The following is an 18,433-nucleotide window of genomic DNA, read 5'->3' on the forward strand; positions in this document are numbered from 1 at the left end:
CCGTGTACAGGATCTTCTTCAGGCTGGTCTTCCGGCGGATGGACCCGGAGCGGGCCCATCATCTGGCCGTCCGGTGGATCCGGCTCGCGGCCCGGGTCCCCGTCCTGCATACGTTTGTCGCCGCCGCCCTCGCGCCGCGCTTCCCGGAGCTGCGGACCGAGGCGTTCGGACTGCGGATGCACGGCCCCTTCGGGCTCGCCGCCGGCTTCGACAAGAACGCCGTGGCCGTCGACGGCATGGCCATGCTCGGCTTCGACCATGTCGAGATCGGTACGGTCACCGGCGAGCCGCAGCCCGGAAACCCCAGGCAACGGCTCTTCCGGCTGGTCGCCGACCGCGCCCTGGTCAACCGGATGGGCTTCAACAACGAGGGCTCGGCCGCCGTGGCGGCACGGCTGGCAACGCGCAGAGCGGTCTTCAAGACCGTCGTTGGCGTCAACATCGGTAAGACGAAGGTCGTCCCCGAGGATGAAGCGATCGCCGACTACGTCCTCTCGACCGAGCGGCTGGCCGGTCACGCCGACTATCTCGTGGTCAATGTCAGCTCGCCCAACACCCCCGGACTGCGTGCCCTCCAGGCCGTCGGCCTCCTCCGGCCGCTGCTGACCGCCGTACGGGAGGCGGCCGACCGTACCGTCACCGGCCGCCGGGTCCCCCTGCTGGTCAAGATCGCGCCTGATCTCGCGGACGAGGACATCGACGCGGTGGCCGATCTCGCCGTCGAACTCGGCCTGGACGGGATCATCGCCACCAACACCACCATCGCGCGCGACGGACTTGGCCTGGTGTCGGACCCCGCGCTGGTCGCCGAGACCGGCGGACTGTCCGGCGCCCCCCTGAAGGCGCGCTCGCTGGAGGTCCTGCGCAGGCTGTACGGGCGGGTCGGCGACCGGATCACCCTGGTCGGGGTCGGCGGAATCGAGAACGCGGAGGACGCCTGGCAGCGCATCCTCGCCGGCGCCACGCTGGTCCAGGGCTTCAGCGCCTTCATCTACGAGGGCCCGTTCTGGAGCCGCTCCCTGCACAAGGGGCTCGCGGCCCGGCTCAGGACCAGCCCGTACGCCACGCTCGCCGAGGCCGTCGGCGCCGACACCCGGAAGGTGACCGCATGACCGAGGGACCGTACGGCGCACACCTTCAGGAACCCTTCGGCGCCAGGCTTCGGCGCGCCATGGACACCCGCGGGCAGCTCTGCGTCGGTATCGACCCGCACGGTTCGCTGCTCAGGGCCTGGGGCCTCGGCGACGATGTCGCGGGACTGGAGCGCTTCACCCGGACGACGGTGGAGGCCCTGGCCGACCGGGTCGCCGTGCTCAAACCGCAGTCCGCGTTCTTCGAGCGCTTCGGGTCGCGCGGAATCGCCGTACTGGAGAAGGCCGTGGCGGAGGCGCGGGCGGCCGGGGCGCTGGTCCTGATGGACGCCAAGCGCGGTGACATCGGCTCGACCATGGGCGCGTACGCGGCGACCTACCTCGACAAGGACTCGCCGCTCTTCTCGGACGCCGTCACGGTCTCCCCGTACCTCGGTTTCGGATCCCTGCGTCCCGCCCTGGACGCCGCCGCGGTCTCGGGCGCCGGCGTCTTCGTCCTCGCGCTCACCTCCAACCCGGAGGGCGCGGAGGTGCAGCGCGCCACCGCGCCCGACGGCCGGTCCCTGGCGCAGCTCATGCTCGACCACATGGCCGCCGAGAACGCGGGCGCGGAGCCGCTCGGCTCGGTCGGTGCCGTCATCGGCGCCACTCTCGCCCACGCCGGTGCGGACCTCGCGATCAACGGTCCGCTCCTCGCGCCCGGAATCGGCGCGCAGGGTGCGACCCCGGCCGGGCTGCCCGCTCTGTTCGGCTCCTCGGTCCGGAATGTGGTACCGAGCGTCAGCCGGGATGTGCTGCGCCACGGTCCGGACATCAGTGCCCTTAGGGCGGCTGCGGAGCGCTTCGCGGACGAGGTGAGGACCGCGGTCGAGGCGGCCTAGGCCCTGTCTGCCAGGTCTCTCGTGCCTCCGCGGCGGGCCGCTCACCTCGCCCGCCGCCCAAAAAGTTGGGCAAAATGCCCAAAATGTCACCCCTGATCGATGCTGACCAGGACTTTTCGTCTGTTCTCGCTGACTCCAGCGGCCCTGGCCGCTAGTCTCCGTCGAGAGCCAACGTGCAGTGCGTTGCCCGTTGCTCGCCTGGTGTGGGGCGAATAGGTTCCTCACCGGTCCGTATCCGACAGTTCGACATCCGAGGTGACGTAGGCGTGGCTCTTCCGCCCCTTACCCCTGAACAGCGCGCAGCCGCGCTCGAAAAGGCCGCCGCGGCTCGCCGGGAGCGGGCCGAGGTCAAGAATCGACTCAAGCACTCCGGCGCCTCCCTCCATGACGTGATCAAGCAGGGTCAGGAGAACGACGTCATCGGGAAGATGAAGGTCTCCGCACTGCTCGAATCCCTGCCCGGTGTGGGCAAGGTCCGCGCCAAGCAGATCATGGAGCGGCTCGGCATCTCCGAGAGCCGGCGTGTCCGGGGTCTCGGCTCCAACCAGATCGCCTCCCTTGAGCGCGAGTTCGGCGGCACCGGCGCCTGACGTTCCCGGAGACTCCCGGGAACCTGGATAATCGCTGCATGGCAGCAGAAGTACGACCGCGGCTGACCGTGCTCTCCGGCCCCTCAGGGGTCGGCAAGAGCACGGTCGTCGCGCATATGCGCAAGGTCCACCCCGAGGTATGGCTCTCGGTGTCGGCCACCACCAGAAAACCGCGTCCCGGTGAACGCGACGGCGTCCAGTACTTCTTTGTCTCGGACGAGGAGTTCGACAAGCTGATCGCCAACGGTGAACTGCTGGAATGGGCGGAGTTCGCGGGCAACCGCTACGGAACCCCGCGGCGCGAGGTCCATGACCGGCTGGCGGCGGGCGAGCCCGTACTGCTGGAGATCGATCTCCAGGGCGCCCGGCAGGTCAAGGAATCGATGCCCGATTCCCGGCTGGTCTTTCTGGCACCGCCGAGCTGGGACGAACTGGTGCGCCGGCTGACCGGCCGGGGCACCGAATCGCCCGAGGTGATCGAACGCCGGCTGGAGGCGGCCAAAGTGGAACTGGCCGCCGAGTCGGAGTTCGATACGACGCTGGTCAACACCTCCGTCGAGGACGTCGCGCGTGAGCTGCTAGCCTTGATGGCAGTTGAATGATCTTTTTCCCTGATCTCCCTGAGTTTTTCTCCCTGAATTTTCTTCGGAAGGCTAGAGAGTGTCCTCTTCCATCACGACGCCCGAGGGCATCATCAACCCGCCGATCGATGAGCTGCTCGAGGCCACGGACTCGAAGTACAGCCTCGTGATCTATGCGGCCAAGCGCGCGCGTCAGATCAACGCGTACTACTCGCAGCTCGGTGAGGGCCTGCTGGAGTACGTCGGTCCGCTGGTGGACACCCATGTCCACGAGAAGCCGCTCTCCATCGCCCTGCGCGAGATCAACGCGGGTCTTCTGACCTCCGAGGCCATCGAGGGCCCGGCTCAGTAACCCGGTAAGTCGTACTTTCTCTGCTTTATCCACAGGCCCGGCAGCGCGCTGCCGGGCCTGTGGTGTGTCATGTCCTTGGGCGGGTGTTCGGGGCTCGGTGCTCGGGTGTTCAGGGGCTCGGGTGTTCGGGCGCTTTGGGCGTCATACGTACGAGAGATGAGGGGACGCGGTGGAAGAGAAGGCGGAGAAGCCGAAGGTCGTGCTCGGGGTCGCGGGCGGGATCGCCGCGTACAAGGCGTGCGAGCTGCTGCGCAGGCTCACCGAGTCGGGCCATGACGTACGGGTCGTGCCGACCGCGTCCGCGCTGCACTTCGTCGGGGCCGCGACCTGGTCGGCGCTGTCCGGGCATCCCGTCTCCACCGAGGTCTGGACGGATGTGCACGAGGTGCCGCATGTACGGATCGGGCAGTCCGCCGATCTGGTCGTCGTCGCCCCCGCCACCGCGGATCTGCTGGCCAAGGCGGCGCACGGGCTCGCCGACGATCTGCTCACCAACACCCTGCTGACCGCACGCTGCCCGGTGGTCTTCGCCCCGGCCATGCACACCGAGATGTGGGAGCACCCCGCCACACAGGAGAATGTCGCGACGCTGCGCCGCCGGGGGGCGGTCGTCATCGAGCCCGCGGTGGGGCGGCTCACCGGCGTCGACACCGGCAAGGGCCGGCTGCCGGACCCGGAGGAGATCTTCGAGATCTGCCGCCGCGTCCTGGCACGGGGGGTACGGGAAGCGGATCTGGCGGGCCGCCATGTCGTGGTCAGCGCGGGCGGTACGCGCGAGCCGCTCGACCCGGTGCGCTATCTCGGCAACCGGTCCTCGGGGAAGCAGGGGTACGCCCTGGCGCGTACGGCGGTGGCCCGCGGGGCCAGGGTCACCCTGATCGAGGCGAATACGGGGATGGCGGACCCGGCGGGTGCCGATGTGGTCCATGTGGGGACGGCCGTACAGCTCAGGGAGGCCGTCCTGAAGGCGGCGGCGGAGGCCGACGCCGTGGTCATGGCGGCGGCGGTCGCCGACTTCAGACCAGCGGTGTACGCCGAAGGCAAGATCAAGAAGAAGGACGGCGAGGAGCCCGCGCCGGTGGCCCTGATCCGTAACCCGGACATCCTCGCTGAGATCTCGGCCGAGCGCGCGCACGCTGCGCAGGTGATCGTGGGCTTCGCGGCGGAGACGGACGATGTCCTGGCCCATGGGCGGCAGAAGCTCCGGCGCAAGGGGTGCGATCTGCTGGTCGTCAACGAGGTCGGGGAGCGCAAGGCCTTCGGGGCGGCGGAGAACGAGGCGGTGGTGCTGGCCGCGGACGGCGGGGAGACGCCGGTGCCGTACGGGCCGAAGGAGGCGCTCGCGGATGTCGTCTGGGACCTGGTGATACCGAGACTGGACGGGACGCCGGGCGCCGGGGCGGAAGTCTGAGCGGGGAGGCCGGGGCGCGGGACCGGAGCGGCAGGGCGCCCGGCGTCGGGGGCCGGTGCGCCTGAATCCGGAGCGGCGGGGCACCCGGGCCGGCGGGCTGGTGCGCCTGAATCCGGAGCGGCGGGGCGGCCGAACCGGGGCTTGCGTGAATTCTTTGTTGCACGTCGCGTACCGCGTTTGAATCCCGTGGCGGTCCCGGGACCAGCCCTGATTGCCGCTAGAGAACCGCTCTAATCCGGCGTAGCGGGCTCTGGCCAGGGTCGATCGTCGTAACGCATAATGCAGTGCCGCGGGCGACGGGACTCCCACAGAACGAGACACTTCGCCCCGTGGCGTCATACGACCGATAAAGTGGTCGTGGACCGTCGCGGGGCGCAGCCCCCCGTCGGTCCGCCAACGATCAGCCAGCAGCCGCTGCAACCTCAGGGAGCGATGTGTCCCGCCGTCTGTTCACCTCGGAGTCAGTGACCGAAGGTCACCCCGACAAGATCGCTGACCAGATCAGCGACACCATTCTTGACGCGCTCCTGCGGGAGGACCCGTCCTCCCGGGTCGCCGTGGAGACCTTGATCACCACCGGCCAGGTCCATGTGGCCGGCGAGGTCACCACCAAGGCGTACGCGCCGATCGCCCAGCTCGTCCGGGACAAGATCCTGGAGATCGGCTACGACTCCTCGAAGAAGGGCTTCGACGGCGCGTCCTGCGGCGTCTCGGTGTCCATCGGCGCGCAGTCGCCCGACATCGCGCAGGGCGTCGACACGGCGTACGAGAAGCGCGTCGAGGGCGCGGCCACCGGTGAGCAGGACGACGAGCTGGACAAGCAGGGCGCCGGCGACCAGGGCCTGATGTTCGGCTACGCCTGCGACGAGACGCCCGAGCTGATGCCGCTCCCGATCCACCTGGCGCACCGCCTCTCGCGCCGCCTCTCCGAGGTCCGCAAGAACGGGACCATCCCGTACCTGCGCCCCGACGGCAAGACGCAGGTCACCATCGAGTACGACGGCGACAAGGCCGTCCGTCTCGACACGGTCGTCGTTTCCTCGCAGCACGCCTCCGACATCGACCTGGACTCACTGCTCGCTCCCGACGTACGCGAATTCGTCGTCGAGCATGTCCTCCAGGAGCTGGTCGACGACGGCATCAAGCTGGAGACCGAGGGCTACCGGCTGCTGGTCAACCCGACCGGCCGCTTCGAGATCGGCGGCCCCATGGGCGACGCCGGTCTGACCGGCCGCAAGATCATCATCGACACGTACGGCGGCATGGCCCGCCACGGCGGCGGCGCCTTCTCCGGCAAGGACCCGTCGAAGGTCGACCGCTCGGCGGCGTACGCGATGCGTTGGGTCGCGAAGAACGTCGTCGCGGCCGGCCTGGCCGCCCGCTGCGAGGTCCAGGTCGCATACGCGATCGGCAAGGCCGAGCCGGTCGGCCTCTTCGTCGAGACCTTCGGCACCGCCACGGTCGACACGGACAAGATCGAGCAGGCCATCGGCAAGGTCTTCGACCTCCGCCCGGCCGCGATCATCCGCGACCTCGACCTGCTCCGCCCGATCTACTCCCAGACGGCGGCCTATGGCCACTTCGGCCGCGAGCTCCCCGAATTCACCTGGGAGACCACGGACCGCGTAGACGCCCTCCGCGAGGCCGCCGGCCTCTGACCCACCCGCCCCACCCCACAGCGGCTGACAACGGCCCCGGACCGCAGGACGGTCCGGGGCCGTTGCGTATGCGCGCGGTCGCCGAGGGTTCTCGGCATGGGGGTGTGTCGGTGGTGTCTGGTAGGTATGGAGCTGTGAGCAGCGATGACAGGGCCGGTGGGAAGGGGGAGCCGGAGCAGCTTGCGCTTATTCGGGAGAGTGTGCGGAAGGCGAAGGTGCCGCGGGCGAAGCCGCGGACGTGGCGGGGGGCCGCGCTGGCGGGGGAGTTGCCGGTGGCGCGGGTGGTGGTGAACAAGGGGGTGCTGCATCTCGACCAGTTCTTCGACTACGCCGTGCCGGAGGAGCTGGACGAGGCGGCGCGGCCCGGGGTGCGGGTGCGGGTGCGGTTCGGGGCCGGGGCGCATCAGGTGCGGGGCGGGCGGCGCGAGGGCGGGCGGCTGATCGACGGGTTCGTCGTGGAGCGGCTGGCCGAGTCCGACTACAAGGGGCCGCTGGCCGCGCTGGCCGATGTGGTGTCGCCCGAGCCGGTGCTCAGCGCCGAGTTGCTCGGGCTCGCCCGGGCCGTCGCCGACCGGTACGCCGGGAGCCTCGCGGATGTCCTCCAGCTCGCCATTCCACCGAGGAACGCGCGGGCCGAGTCGAAGCCGTCCCCCGAGCCGTTGCCGCCGCCCGCCGCGCCGGAGGCGGGGACATGGGAGCGGTACGCGAACGGGGCGGCGTTCCTGGACGCGCTCGCCGGGGGCGGTGCGCCGCGCGCCGTGTGGACCGCGCTGCCCGGGCCGCACTGGGCGGACGAGCTGGCGCGGGCGGTGGCGGCGGCGCTCGCCTCGGGGCGGGGCGCGCTTGTCGTCGTACCGGACGGGAGGGCCGCCGCGCGGGTCGATGCCGCGCTCACGGCGTTCCTGGGCACCGGCCGGCATGCCCTGCTCACGGCGGAGGCCGGGCCCGAGAAGCGCTATCGCGAGTGGCTCGCCGTACGGCGCGGTGCGGTACGGGCGGTCGTCGGGACCCGCGCCGCCATGTTCGCGCCGGTCCATGACCTGGGGCTGGTGGCCATCTGGGACGACGGGGACGACAGCCACAGCGAGCAGCACGCGCCCCAGCCGCACGCCCGCGAAGTGCTGCTGCTGCGCGCCGCGCACGACAAGTGCGGCTTTCTGCTGGGCGGTACGGCATGCACGGTCGAGGCGGCTCAGCTTGTCGGGACGGGCTGGGCGCTGCCCCTGACGGCGACCCGGGAGCGGATACGTACCGCCGCGCCCCTCGTCCGTACCGTCGGCGACGGCGAACTGGCGCGGGACGAGGCCGCCCGCGCGGCCCGGCTGCCCAGCCTCGCCTGGCAGGCCGTCAGGGACGGGCTGAAGACCGGACCGGTGCTGGTGCAGGTGCCCCGGCGCGGCTATGTGCCCCGGCTTGCGTGCGAGCGCTGCCGTACACCCGCCCGCTGCCGGCAGTGTGCGGGCCCGCTGGAGGCGCCCCGCGAGCGGGAGTTGCGCTGCGGCTGGTGCGGCCGGGACGAACCGGGGGGGTGGCAGTGCGCGGAGTGCGGGAGTGTCCGGCTGCGGGCGCGGATCGTGGGGGCGCGGCGTACGGCGGAGGAGCTGGGCCGGGCCTTCCCGGCCGTTCCCGTACGTACGTCCGGGCGGGACCATGTCCTCGACTCCGTACCGGACCGGCCCGCCCTGGTGGTCAGTACTCCCGGGGCCGAGCCGGTGGCCGAGGGCGGTTACGCCGCCGCGCTGCTGCTCGACGGCTGGGCGATGCTGGGACGGCCGGATCTGCGGGCGGGCGAGGAGGCCCTGCGGCGCTGGATACACGCCGGCTCCCTGGTACGCGGGCAGGAGGAGGGCGGCACGGTGGTCGTGGTCGCCGAACCCACCCTGCGGCCGGTGCAGGCGCTGGTGCGCTGGGACCCGGTGGGCCACGCCCAGCGCGAGCTGGCGGAGCGGGCCGAGCTGGGGTTCCCACCGGTGTCCCGGATGGCCGCGGTGTCGGGCCGCGCGGAGGCGGTCCGTACGTTCCTGGCCGCCCTGGCCACGGCCGGACTCCCGCCGGACGCCGAGGTGCTGGGGCCTGTACCTCTTCCACCCGTCGACCCGGGACGGCCGCGCCGACCGGGCGACCCGCCGCCGGGGGAGCACTGGGAGCGGGCGCTGCTGCGCGTACGCCCGGGGAGCGGCGCGGCTCTGGCGTCCGCGCTGAAGTCGGCGCAGGCGGCACGCATGGCCCGGGGCGGCGGCGATCCCGTACGGGTGCGGATCGACCCGCCGGACATCGGCTGACGCCGTCGGCGCACCGGGAAGGTCTGTCTCAGAGTCGAGCCTCGGGCGTGTCCGAAGGCGACCTTGTTCATCGGCCGTCGCCGGCGCGGTCAGCTCTCCTTGGAGGGGTGGGCTTCGTCGGAGGTACGGGCGCGCAGGGCCCGTACCTTGTGGAGGTTGCCGCAGTGCTCCATGGAGCACCAGCGGCGCCGGCCCGGGCGCGAGGTGTCGACGTACACGAGTTGGCAGTTGTCGGAGGCGCAGGTGCGGATACGGTGCGCGAAGGGCCCGGTCAGCAGCTCGACGGCGTCCCGGGCGACGGTGGCGAGCAGATGGGTGCCGGTGGCGGTCCCCGTCCACCGTCGTTCTCCGCCCGGCCCGATCGCGGGCGCCAGTGACGGGTGGGCGGCGGCTTCATTGATGATCCGCAGCAGGCCGGGCTCGGGCGGTTCGCCGGAAATGTGGGCGATGACCAGGCGGAACAGCGCATCGCGCAGCCGTCGCGCGTCTGCCACCTCGCTGTCGGAGATCTCCAGTGCGGGTGTCGGTGTCAGCCGCGACCGGTCCGCCCAGTCCGCCAGATCGGCGGGCTCGTGCAGCACCTCGTACCGGCGGTAGGGGCCGGGGCCGCCGGTGGTCAGCAGCTCCAGACACAGCGCTCCCGGGTCGAACCGGAAGGTGACGCCGGTATGGGAGCGCAGCGTCAGGCCCCTCGTTGGGGAAGCGGCTACGGAAGTGGTTGCGGCAGCATCCATGTAACCAATATAAGTGGTTACATGGCACTGAGCTGGAAGCTGGTCATCGACAGTACGAACGCACCCGCCCTCGCGGACTTCTGGGCCGCGGCGCTGGGATACGAGGTGGAGGACCCGAGCCCGCTGATCGAGCGCCTGCTGGCCGCCGGGCAGATCGGCGAAGAGGCGGTCATCGAGCATCGCGGGCGCAGGATCTTCCGCGGGTACGCCGCGATCCGCCACCCCGAGGACCCGTTCGACGAGGTCAGCGGTATCGGGCGCGGCCGACGGCTGCTCTTCCAGGACGTACCCGAGGGCAAGTCCGGCAAGAACAGGCTGCATGTCGATGTGCACAGCGAGCCCGGCGGGCGCGAGGAGCTGGTGGCACGGCTGGTGGACCTGGGCGCGAGCCGCGTCCGAGAGGTGGACCAGGGGCCGGCCGGGCACTGGTGGGTGATGCGGGACCCGGAGGGCAACGAATACTGCGTGGCATAGCTTCGGCCGCCACCCCCTCCGGCCGGCGCCAATGCCGACCCGGCGGCCCGGCAGCCCGGCCGGGGGTCCCTGCTCCGAAGCCTCCGAAGTCCCCGAAGCCTGCGAGGCCTCCGCAGGCTCCGAAGTTCCGCCCCGGCCGCTCGGCCATCGAGCCCCCTCGGCCCTCTCGGTCCCCTCAGCCGCCCCGTGGCCCCGGGAACGCCGATGGCCGGGGATCTTCGCGCAGCACCGGAGCGGCAGCCGCCGCGGGCTGTGGCGGCATGGAGCGCGCGGCGGGGACCGCGGTGACGGCGGTCGGCACCGCCGCGGTCTCCTGCGTACGGTCCGTACGGTCGGCCTCGGCCGAGCCCGGCTGCTGCGCGGCCCGGCGCGTACCGTAACGGCGGTGCACCGCCTGCTTCGTGACCCCCAGCGCGGAGCCCACCGCGTCCCACGAGAACCCCAGCGAGCGGTCGAAGTCCACGGCCGCGGTCACCAGGGTCTCGACACTGTCCCGCAGCTCCTGTGCGAGACGGACGGTCGGCGCCGGGGCCCTGCCGTAGACGACAAAGCCCGTGGACGGGCCGGAGCGGCGGGGGCGGTAGACGTTGCCCAACTGGGCGGTGAGGGTGCGCAGCGCGTCCACCTGCCGCCGGACCCGCTCGATGTCCCGCACCAACAGGTGGAGACTTGCACGGGCTTGTGCGTCGTGGGTTGCGTGGTCGGCCATGAACAAGCCTCTCGAACCGGCGTTGAAAAGGATCCGGGCCGCACCGGTGCGGCCCGCGTTGGTCAATCTCCCTTGACAACGCGCCACCCGCCGTTGTGGTCACGCTGCGGGGGCGTGTGCGCATATGCGCGGGGCGCGCACACCGACGTACGCCCCCTGCGCCCAAGGCCTGCCAACGCCCATAGACTGGTGCGTCGCTCGTCACCGCACGTTTCTGCACGAGAGGCAGTCAGCCACCGATGAAGCTCGTCTTCGCCGGCACCCCCGAGGTCGCCGTACCCGCCCTGGACGCACTCATCGCCTCGGAACGGCATGACGTCGTCGCCGTCGTCACCCGGCCCGACGCGCCGTCGGGCCGCGGGCGCAGGCTCGTCTCCAGCCCGGTCGCCGAGCGCGCCGAGGAGTCGGGGATCGAGGTGCTCAAGCCGGCGAAGCCCCGGGACGCGGAATTCCTGGCGCGGCTGCGGGAGATCGGGCCCGACTGCTGCCCGGTCGTCGCGTACGGCGCGCTGCTGCCCAGGGTCGCGCTCGATGTCCCGGTCCACGGGTGGGTGAATCTGCACTTCTCGCTGCTGCCGGCCTGGCGCGGCGCGGCACCCGTACAGCACGCGGTCATGGCGGGGGACGAGATGACCGGCGCGGCCACCTTCCAGATCGAGGAGGGGCTGGACTCCGGGCCGGTGTACGGGGTGCTCACCGAGCATGTACGGCCCACCGACACCAGCGGCGATCTGCTGACCAGGCTCGCCTTCGCGGGCGCGGGGCTGCTCGTCGCGACCATGGACGGCATCGAGGACGGCACGCTCAAGCCCGTGCCGCAGCCCGCCGAGGGCATCTCGCTCGCGCCCAAGATCAACGTCGAGGACGCCCAGGTGGACTGGGCGGCACCCGCCCTCCGCGTCGACCGCGTCGTCCGCGCCTGCACCCCCGCGCCCGGCGCCTGGACGGTCTTCCGCGGGGAGCGGCTCAAACTGATCCAGCTCGGGCTGCTGCCGGACCGTACGGAACTGGCGCCCGGGACGCTGGCCGTCGGCAAGAACCATGTGTACGCGGGCACCGGCTCGCACGATGTCGAACTGCTCTGGGTCCAGCCCCAGGGCAAGAAGCCGATGCGCGCGGCGGACTGGGCCCGCGGAGTCCGGATCGCCCCCGGCGAACAGCTCGGCGCGGGGCCCACCGCCTAGGTCGGGAGCGGGGGCGACCGCCTAGGCTGGGAGGGATCGGTAACTCTCACCCGGAGCACTTTTGAACCAGCAGGCCCCCCGCCGTCCCGCCAAGCCCTACCGCCGCCCCAAGAAGGATCCCGTGCGGATCCTCGCCTTCGAGGCGCTCAGGGCCGTCGACGAGCGGGACGCGTACGCGAATCTCGTCCTGCCCCCGCTGCTCAGGAAAGCACGCGAGAACAGCGGCTTCGAGGCGCGCGACGCCGCCCTCGCCACCGAGCTGGTGTACGGGACGCTCCGCCGCCAGGGCACCTACGACGCGATCATCTCCGCCTGCGTCGACCGGCCGCTGCGTGAGGTCGACCCGCCGGTGCTCGACGTGCTGGCGCTCGGCGCGCACCAGCTTCTCGGCACCCGGATCCCCAGCCATGCCGCCGTCTCCGCGAGTGTGGAGCTGGCGCGGGTGGTGCTGGGCGACGGGCGTGCCAGATTCGTCAACGCCGTGCTGCGGAAGATCGCCCAGAATGATCTGGACACCTGGCTGGAGCGGGTCGCCCCGCCCTACGACGAGGACGCGGAGGACCATCTCTCGGTCGTCCACTCGCACCCACGCTGGGTGGTCTCGGCGCTCTGGGACGCGCTCGGCGGCGGGCGCGCGGGCATCGAGGACCTGCTCGAAGCCGACAACGAACGGCCCGAGGTCACCCTGGTCGCCCGGCCGGGACGCGCCACCACCGGGGAGCTGACGGCGGCGCTGGGCGAGGACGCCGGACTGCCGGGCCGCTGGTCGCCCTATGCGGTACGGCTCAGCGAGGGCGGCGAACCGGGCGCGCTCGACGCCGTACGGGAGGGCCGGGCCGGAGTCCAGGACGAGGGCAGCCAGCTCGTCGCGATCGCCCTTGCCAACGCCCCGCTGGACGGGCCCGACGCCCGCTGGCTCGACGGCTGCGCCGGTCCCGGCGGCAAGGCGGCGCTGCTCGCGGCGCTGGCCGCCGAACGCGGCGCGTCCCTGCTCGCCGTCGAGAAACAGCCGCACCGGGCCCGGCTCGTGGAGCGCGCGCTGGCCGGCAACCCCGGCCCGTACCAGGTCGTCGCCGCCGACGGCACCCGTCCGCCCTGGGTTCCCGGCTCCTTCGACCGGGTCCTCGTCGACGTGCCCTGCTCGGGCCTCGGCGCACTGCGGCGCAGGCCGGAGGCGCGCTGGCGGCGCCGCCCGGAGGACCTGGACGACTTCGCGCCGCTCCAGCGCGGCCTGCTGCGGGAGGCGCTGCACGCCGTACGGATCGGCGGGATCGTCGGGTACGCGACCTGCTCCCCGCATCTCGCCGAGACGAAGGCGGTCGTCGAGGACGTCCTCAAGGGGCGCGGCGGTCCGGCGGTCCGGGCGGAGTGGACCGACGCCAGGGCGCTGATGCCGGGCGTACCGGCGCTCGGTGACGGTCCCGACGTGCAGCTCTGGCCGCATCTGCACGGCACGGACGCCATGTATCTGGCCCTGCTGCGCCGTACGGCCTGAGTGGACGCCCACGTACGGCCTGAGCGCGCCCGCGTACGGCTGCGTTGTACGGCCCGACCGCGCAGCGCATTGGCCCGGCGCCGGTGAATCGCGCGGTTTGGGCGGACTGTGCCCGTCCCCTTCGGCATTGTTCGCTCAGTTGTCCACAGGGCGGTCGGGAAGTGCTCCGGAGCATGGCAGGCTTGGCACATGGCCCAGATCAACCCCAGCATCCTGTCCGCAGACTTCGCCCGCCTCGCCGAGGAGGCGGAGGCCGTTCGCGGCGCCGACTGGCTCCATGTCGACGTCATGGACAACCACTTCGTGCCCAATCTGACCCTGGGCGTGCCGGTGGTCGAAGCGCTCGGCCGGGCCACGGACACCCCGCTGGACTGCCATCTGATGATCGAGGACCCCGACCGCTGGGCGCCTCAGTATGTGGAGGCGGGCGCGGGCTCGGTGACCTTCCATGTGGAGGCCGCCGCCGCTCCCGTACGGCTGGCGCGGGAGATCCGGGCGAAGGGGGCGCGGGCGGCCATGGCGCTCAAACCCGCGACGCCCGTCGAGCCGTACGAGGATCTGCTGCCCGAGCTGGACATGCTGCTGATCATGACCGTGGAGCCGGGCTTCGGGGGCCAGGCATTCCTGGACATCATGCTGCCCAAGATCCGCCGCAGCCGGGAGCTGATCTCCAAGCACGGTCTGGAGCTGTGGCTCCAGGTCGACGGCGGGGTCTCGGAGAGCACCATCGAGCGATGCGCCGAGGCGGGCGCCGATGTTTTCGTGGCGGGCTCCGCCGTATACGGCGCGGACGACCCGGCCGCGGCCGTCCGGAGCCTGCGCGACCGGGCCGCCAAGGCCATCGCCTCGGCGTCCTGGGCCTGCGGCCACGGAGTCGGCCAGTGAGCGGGGAAACGGGCGGCAACACAGCCGTCCACTGAGCCAAGGGAACATGAACGGGGCCCTGTTCGGGCCGATCAAGGACCGCTGGATCTGACAGGATGAACAGCGAGTCCAGAGTGCGCACAGCAGTGAGGAGATCGCGGTGTCTGCAATGTCGGCGGGTCGGTCCGCCCTGCGGATGGGACCCGCGGAGCTGGTGCAGGCGGCGGCCATGGCCCGTCGCTTCTACCTTGAGGGAAAGTCCAAGATCCAGATCGCCGAGGAGTTCGGCGTCAGCCGGTTCAAGGTGGCGCGGGTCCTGGAGACGGCGCTGGAGCGCGACCTCGTGAGGATCGAGATCCGGGTGCCCGCCGAGCTGGACGCGGAGCGCTCCGACGCGCTGCGCGCACGGTACGGACTGCGGCACGCGGTGGTCGTCGAGTCGCCCGCGGAGGGCGGGGACGAGTCGCCCGACCCGGAGAATCTGGGCGAGGTCGCCGCCGATCTGCTCGGCGAGCTGGTGGTCGAGGGCGATGTGCTCGGGCTGGCCTGGGGCCGGTCCACGATCCATATGGCGGCCGCGCTCGACCGGCTGCCGCCCTGTACGGTCGTCCAGCTCACCGGTGTGTACGACGCGGGGACCGCCGAGCGCGGCTCGGTCGAGGCGGTACGGCGCGCGGCCCAGGTGTCCGGCGGTGAGGCCCACCCCATCTACGCGCCGATGCTGCTGCCCGACACGGCGACCGCCGCCGCGCTGCGCAGCCAGACCGGTATCGCGCGGGCCTTCGAGTACTTCGACAAGGTCACGGTCGCCGCCGTCTCCATCGGCTCGTGGGAGGCGGGTATCTCCACGGTGCACGACATGCTCACCGACGAGGAGCGGTCCCACTACGCCTCGCTCGGTGTCGCCGCCGAGATGTCCGCGCACCTCTTCGACGCGGAGGGCCGCCGGGTCGGCCGCGATCTGGGGGAGCGGTGCATCACGGTCGAGGCGGAGCGGCTGCGCCGTATCCCGGAGGTCGTGGCGATCGCGGGCGGACTGCGCAAGGGCGAGGCGATCGGGGCGGTCCTCAGGTCCGGGCTGGTCACCAGCCTGGTCACGGACACGGCCGCCGCGGACTATCTGCTGACGGAGTTCGAGCCGGCGCCGCGCCCCGCGCTGGAGCGGTGCGACCCGGACGACTGACTGACCGCGCGTACGGGACCGGTGGCCACGCGTAGGGGACCGGTGGCTGCGTGTAGCGGGACCTGCTGCGTACGGCCGGCCGGTCATGCCGTACGGGCCGCGGGGCTGCCCGGTGCGGGACGAACAATCGCGCCGTGTGGGGTGCACGGTAAGCTCCTGGGGTAAGGCAGGTTCGATTCCGCTTCCTGGCCTCGGAGCCCCCGTACCGCCTCCTCGGAGGAGCAGACGACCACGGGGGCGTTTTGCTGCGCGCCACGGGGGCGCCGCCGGGTGCCGCCAGGTGCCACCGGGCGTGGAAGCGGAAAGCGGCCTGCGCCGTTCCGCGGGAAAATGTGAGACCTATGCGTTTCCTTGAGCCGGGTACCGGCCGCCATGTGGAGAGTGCTCCGGTTCCCTACGATCTGACGTACGACGACGTGTTCATGGTGCCGAGCCGCTCGGCCGTCGGCTCCCGGCAGGGCGTGGATCTCTCCTCGCCGGACGGTACGGGCACCACCATCCCGCTCGTCGTCGCCAATATGACCGCGATCGCGGGCCGCAGGATGGCCGAGACCGTCGCCCGGCGCGGCGGCCTCGTCGTGATCCCGCAGGACATCCCGATCGAGGTCGTCACCGAGGTGATCTCCTGGGTCAAGACCCGCCATCTCGTCCTCGACACCCCGATCGTGCTGGCCCCCGCCCAGACCGTCGGTGACGCGCTGTCCCTGCTGCCCAAGCGGGCGCATGGCGCGGGAGTGGTCGTGGACGGCGAACACCGGCCGGTAGGGATCGTCACCGATCACGATCTGACCGGAGTCGACCGCTTCACCCAGCTTTCCGAGGTCATGTCGAAGGACCTGCTGCTGATCGCCGCGGACATGGACCCGCGCGAGGCCTTCAACACCCTCGACAACGCCAACCGCAAGCTCGCCCCCGCCGTCGACGCGGACGGGCGGCTGGTCGGCATCCTGACCCGCAAGGGCGCGCTGCGCGCGACCCTCTACACGCCCGCCACCGACGCCGCCGGAAAGCTGCGGATCGCCGCCGCCGTCGGTATCAACGGCGATGTCCCGGGCAAGGCGGCGCAGCTTCTCGACGCGGGCGTCGACACGCTCGTCGTCGACACCGCGCACGGCCACCAGGAATCGATGATCGCCACGGTCAGGGCGGTCCGCGCGCTCGACCCGAAGGTGCCGCTCGTCGCGGGCAATGTCGTGTCGGCCGAAGGCGTACGCGATCTGATCGAGGCCGGCGCGGACATCATCAAGGTCGGTGTCGGGCCCGGCGCGATGTGCACCACCCGGATGATGACCGGGGTCGGCCGGCCGCAGTTCTCCGCGGTCCGGGAGTGCGCGGCCGAGGCGAGGAAGTCCGGCAGGCACGTATGGGCCGACGGCGGGGTACGCCACCCGCGCGATGTGGCCATGGCGCTCGCCGCGGGCGCCTCGAACGTGATGATCGGCTCCTGGTTCGCCGGTACGTACGAGTCGCCCGGAGACCTTCAGCAGGCCGCCGACGGACGGTTCTACAAGGAGTCCTTCGGCATGGCCTCGGCCCGCGCCGTACGGAACCGTACGAGCGAGGAGTCGGCGTACGACCGGGCCCGCAAGGGGCTGTTCGAGGAGGGCATCTCGACCTCCCGGATGTTCCTCGACCCGTCCCGCCCCGGTGTCGAGGACCTGATCGACTCGATCATCGCGGGCGTCCGCTCGTCCTGCACATACGCCGGGGCCGGCTCGCTGGAGGAGTTCGCGCACAAGGCGATCGTCGGCGTCCAGAGCGCCGCCGGATACGCCGAAGGCCAGCCCCTGCACGCCAGTTGGAGCTAGCACGTGTTTCACGGGCGGGTTTCGGTTTCACAGGCCGAGTTTCAAGTGACGCCCGAGTGGTGCGCATGGGAGGGGTGAAAGCGGGTACGCGCGCTCTGCACTGACCACGGAGCAGGGGAGGACGAAGTGTCCATGGCGAGGACGGTCCCGACCGACAGCACGCGGTACGTGAGCCAGCAGCACGCGGAGGCGGCGGAGCTGGATCTGCCGTACGTGGAGTGCCCGGCGGACGTGGCGCCCAAGGACGCGCGGGAGATCTCGAAGCTCTTCTTCGCCCGGCTCGCGGAGCTGACCGAGGGCACCTCCGAGCACCAGTACGTACGCAACACCCTGATCGAGATGAACCTCGCGCTGGTCCGGTACGCGGCCACCCGCTTCCGGAACCGCTCGGACCAGATGGAGGACATCGTCCAGGTCGGCACGATCGGGCTGATCAAGGCGATCGACCGGTTCGAGCTGAGCCGCGAGGTGGAGTTCGCGACCTTCGCCGTGCCGTACATCGTCGGCGAGATCAAGCGCTTCTTCCGGGACACGAGCTGGGCCGTCCATGTGCCGCGCCGGCTCCAGGAGCTGCGGATCGACCTGGCCAAGGCGACCGACGAGCTGTCCCAGCGGCTCGACCACGCGCCGACCACGGCCGAACTCGCCGGGCATCTCGGGCTGGACGAGGAGGAGATCATCGAGGGCGTCGTCGCGGGCAACGGCTATACGGCGGGCTCGATCGACCTGCCCGCGGACGACGCGTCCGGCGTCCCGGTGCCGCTCTCGGACCGGCTCGGCGAGCCCGACGCGGGTCTGGAGACGGCGGAGAACGTCCAGGCGCTCAAGCCGCTCCTGGAGGATCTGGACGAACGCGAACGGCGGATCCTGCGGATGCGCTTCGGCGACGAGATGACCCAGTCGGAGATCGGCGCGGAGCTGGGCGTGTCCCAGATGCATGTGTCCCGGCTGCTGACCCGCATCACCGGGCGGCTCCGGGAGGGGCTGCTCGCGGTGGAGTGAGTGACCGGGCGCCGGAGCACGGCGCCGTACGGAGGGGGGGGGCCGCCGAAAAGGTGCGCCCCCCCCCCCCCCCCTCCCCAACCCACCAAACCCAACAACCCCCCCCACCCCCAACCCCCCCCCCCCCCTCTCTT

The 18,433-nt window shown here is 71.6% G+C and carries 17 protein-coding genes; 15 read left to right on the forward strand and 2 right to left on the reverse strand.

Translation table 11 applies throughout. The annotated features are described in order from the left end of the window. Positions 1-2 precede the first annotated feature (2 nt). The 8 genes from ACFU9P_RS21970 to ACFU9P_RS22005 all read left to right on the forward strand — a co-directional run bounded on the left by ACFU9P_RS21970 (position 3) and on the right by ACFU9P_RS22005 (position 8,846). Entirely contained in the window at positions 3-1,112 is a 1,110-nt protein-coding gene (locus ACFU9P_RS21970; protein WP_384083340.1) for a quinone-dependent dihydroorotate dehydrogenase, read from the forward strand. Continuing rightward, positions 1,109-1,972 carry an orotidine-5'-phosphate decarboxylase gene (pyrF, locus tag ACFU9P_RS21975; RefSeq protein ID WP_384083343.1) on the forward strand — a complete coding sequence of 288 codons (864 nt, stop codon included), beginning with the start codon at positions 1,109-1,111 and terminating at the stop codon, positions 1,970-1,972. The genes ACFU9P_RS21970 and pyrF overlap by 4 nt, the downstream gene beginning before the upstream one ends. A 266-nt stretch (positions 1,973-2,238) precedes the next feature. Beyond that, complete coding sequence (locus ACFU9P_RS21980) at positions 2,239-2,562, forward strand: integration host factor (protein WP_046501951.1); 324 nt, start codon at positions 2,239-2,241, stop codon at positions 2,560-2,562. Between the two features lie 38 nt (positions 2,563-2,600). Then, complete coding sequence (gene gmk, locus ACFU9P_RS21985; protein ID WP_046501948.1) at positions 2,601-3,164, forward strand: guanylate kinase; 564 nt, start codon at positions 2,601-2,603, stop codon at positions 3,162-3,164. A gap of 58 nt (positions 3,165-3,222) precedes the next feature. Further along, on the forward strand, positions 3,223-3,495 hold the full coding sequence (gene rpoZ / locus ACFU9P_RS21990; RefSeq protein ID WP_003970369.1) for a DNA-directed RNA polymerase subunit omega: 273 nt from the start codon (positions 3,223-3,225) through the stop codon (positions 3,493-3,495). A gap of 169 nt (positions 3,496-3,664) precedes the next feature. Beyond that, positions 3,665-4,906, forward strand: coding sequence for a bifunctional phosphopantothenoylcysteine decarboxylase/phosphopantothenate--cysteine ligase CoaBC (coaBC, locus tag ACFU9P_RS21995; RefSeq protein ID WP_384083347.1), 1,242 nt, complete (start codon positions 3,665-3,667; stop codon positions 4,904-4,906). Positions 4,907-5,340: 434 nt separating this feature from the next. Next, a complete protein-coding gene (gene metK, locus ACFU9P_RS22000) occupies positions 5,341-6,564 on the forward strand; it encodes a methionine adenosyltransferase (RefSeq protein ID WP_384083350.1) in 1,224 nt (407 codons plus the stop codon). A gap of 68 nt (positions 6,565-6,632) precedes the next feature. Then, complete coding sequence (locus tag ACFU9P_RS22005) at positions 6,633-8,846, forward strand: primosomal protein N' (RefSeq protein ID WP_384083353.1); 2,214 nt, start codon at positions 6,633-6,635, stop codon at positions 8,844-8,846. A gap of 89 nt (positions 8,847-8,935) precedes the next feature. Here the strand turns inward: ACFU9P_RS22005 and ACFU9P_RS22010 are convergent, their stop codons facing one another. After that, positions 8,936-9,580, reverse strand: coding sequence for a CGNR zinc finger domain-containing protein (locus ACFU9P_RS22010; protein ID WP_384083356.1), 645 nt, complete (start codon positions 9,578-9,580; stop codon positions 8,936-8,938). A gap of 21 nt (positions 9,581-9,601) precedes the next feature. On the opposite strand from ACFU9P_RS22010, the gene ACFU9P_RS22015 reads away from it, so the two are divergent. Next, positions 9,602-10,054: a VOC family protein gene (locus tag ACFU9P_RS22015; protein ID WP_376386292.1), complete on the forward strand. Its 453-nt coding sequence runs from the start codon at positions 9,602-9,604 to the stop codon at positions 10,052-10,054. Positions 10,055-10,229: 175 nt separating this feature from the next. Here the strand turns inward: ACFU9P_RS22015 and ACFU9P_RS22020 are convergent, their stop codons facing one another. Then, positions 10,230-10,763: a hypothetical protein gene (locus ACFU9P_RS22020; RefSeq protein WP_384083359.1), complete on the reverse strand. Its 534-nt coding sequence runs from the start codon at positions 10,761-10,763 to the stop codon at positions 10,230-10,232. A 239-nt stretch (positions 10,764-11,002) separates the two neighbouring features. Between ACFU9P_RS22020 and fmt the strand changes: the two genes are divergently transcribed. The 6 genes from fmt to ACFU9P_RS22050 all read left to right on the forward strand — a co-directional run bounded on the left by fmt (position 11,003) and on the right by ACFU9P_RS22050 (position 18,299). Beyond that, complete coding sequence (fmt, locus tag ACFU9P_RS22025; RefSeq protein WP_384083362.1) at positions 11,003-11,947, forward strand: methionyl-tRNA formyltransferase; 945 nt, start codon at positions 11,003-11,005, stop codon at positions 11,945-11,947. A 61-nt stretch (positions 11,948-12,008) separates the two neighbouring features. Next, on the forward strand, positions 12,009-13,442 hold the full coding sequence (locus tag ACFU9P_RS22030) for an RsmB/NOP family class I SAM-dependent RNA methyltransferase (RefSeq protein ID WP_384083365.1): 1,434 nt from the start codon (positions 12,009-12,011) through the stop codon (positions 13,440-13,442). Between the two features lie 189 nt (positions 13,443-13,631). Further along, positions 13,632-14,327: a ribulose-phosphate 3-epimerase gene (gene rpe / locus ACFU9P_RS22035; RefSeq protein WP_384083368.1), complete on the forward strand. Its 696-nt coding sequence runs from the start codon at positions 13,632-13,634 to the stop codon at positions 14,325-14,327. Positions 14,328-14,475: 148 nt separating this feature from the next. After that, on the forward strand, positions 14,476-15,489 hold the full coding sequence (locus tag ACFU9P_RS22040; protein ID WP_217311405.1) for a sugar-binding transcriptional regulator: 1,014 nt from the start codon (positions 14,476-14,478) through the stop codon (positions 15,487-15,489). Positions 15,490-15,830: 341 nt separating this feature from the next. After that, positions 15,831-17,297 (forward strand): GuaB1 family IMP dehydrogenase-related protein, encoded by a 1,467-nt coding sequence (locus ACFU9P_RS22045; RefSeq protein ID WP_384083371.1) that lies wholly within the window; start codon positions 15,831-15,833, stop codon positions 17,295-17,297. Between the two features lie 132 nt (positions 17,298-17,429). Beyond that, a complete protein-coding gene (locus tag ACFU9P_RS22050; protein ID WP_376386304.1) occupies positions 17,430-18,299 on the forward strand; it encodes an RNA polymerase sigma factor SigF in 870 nt (289 codons plus the stop codon). The last annotated feature ends 134 nt before the right edge of the window (positions 18,300-18,433 follow it).

The organism is Streptomyces sp. NPDC057617, assembly GCF_042800555.1.
Classification (GTDB): domain Bacteria; phylum Actinomycetota; class Actinomycetes; order Streptomycetales; family Streptomycetaceae; genus Streptomyces.